This is a genomic window from Hydrogenivirga sp. 128-5-R1-1 (genome assembly GCF_000171895.1).
This window is the reverse complement of sequence record NZ_ABHJ01000432.1, coordinates 1-1,244: the sequence shown is the minus strand read 5'-3', so window position 1 is coordinate 1,244 and position 1,244 is coordinate 1. Positions and strand designations below refer to the sequence as shown.

The 1,244-nt window shown below is 30.8% G+C and carries 2 protein-coding genes; both read right to left on the bottom strand.

What is annotated here, in order from left to right; genetic code table 11:
- Nucleotides 1-76: 76 nt before the first annotated feature.
- Complete coding sequence (locus HG1285_RS00930; protein ID WP_008289523.1) at nt 77-937, bottom strand: ATP-binding cassette domain-containing protein; 861 nt, start codon at nt 935-937, stop codon at nt 77-79.
- The coding region (locus tag HG1285_RS00935; protein ID WP_008289522.1) for an ABC transporter permease subunit at nt 934-1,244 on the bottom strand (311 nt) is incomplete at its 5' end. The genes HG1285_RS00930 and HG1285_RS00935, both read right to left, overlap by 4 nt.

Sequence of the window (1,244 nt, the reverse complement as noted above, 5' to 3'; positions counted from 1 at the left end):
TAAGGAACTTAGAAATAAACTTAAAATATTAAAAGAATATATATCCTCAGTCTATACATAAAATTAAAAAAATACATTATGGAAGGCTAACTACTTTAACTACAGGATTAAAACCTTTAACTCCAACTAAAACACTGTCTCCAATTTTTACATCATTTCCAACAACAACTTCAACAAGATTATCATTTATATCAATTGTGGCAATATTTACAATTCCTGCAGGTCTTACATCAATCACCTGTCCGTAAAAGGAAAATTTACCTGAAATATCTTTTTCTATAAAAACATCTCTCGGCGTTCCCTGTTTTACTATTTTTCCATTTTCAAGCACAAAAACCCTGTCAGCAAGTTTAAAAACTTCTTTCTTATCGTGTGAAACAATTATAGAAGTAAGACCATACTCATTATGTATTTTTTTTATCTCATCCTGAAGCTTTAATCTAATAGACTCATCTAAAGCAGATAATGGCTCATCTAAAAGAAGTATCTCTGGATTTCTTATTATTGCTCTCCCAAGTGCAACCCTTTGCTTTTGTCCACCTGAAAGTGTAGATGGATATCTATCTTTAAGCTCATATATTTCAAGTTTTTTAAGTATTTCATGGATTTTTTTCTCATTCCTATTTGCAAAAGTAAGATTTTCATAAACAGTCATATTTGGGAATAACGCAAAATCCTGAAAAACGAATCCAACATTTCTTTTTTGAGGAGGAAGATTTATCTTTTTCTCACTGTCAAAATAAACTTTTCCGTTAAACTCAATATATCCTTCATCAGGAGTTTCCAGACCTGCAATAATTCTTAAAAGGGTGGTTTTTCCGTGTCCTGATTTTCCAAATATTGATAAAAACTGACCTTTCTCAAGCTGAAATTCTACGTCAAGTATAAAATCTCCTTTATACCCTTTAAGCTTTTTCTTTATATTAACCTTTATCAAACTTTAACCTCAAACCTTTTGTTTAAAATATAAAGAATTAAAAGGGTAAAAAATGAAAGAGCAACCAAAATTATAGAATAGATATGTGCAAGGCGATAATCAAGCTGTTCAACAGCTTCATAAATTGCAATTGATACAACCTTTGTATGCCCATCTATACTCCCACCAACCATTAAAACAACGCCAAACTCACCAATTGTATGGGCAAAAGATAGAATTAATCCAGTTAAAATTGCAGGTTTCATATTAGGAAGAATTACTTTGAAAAGCGTCTCAACTTTTGACTTTCCAAGTGTGTAAGAAGCTT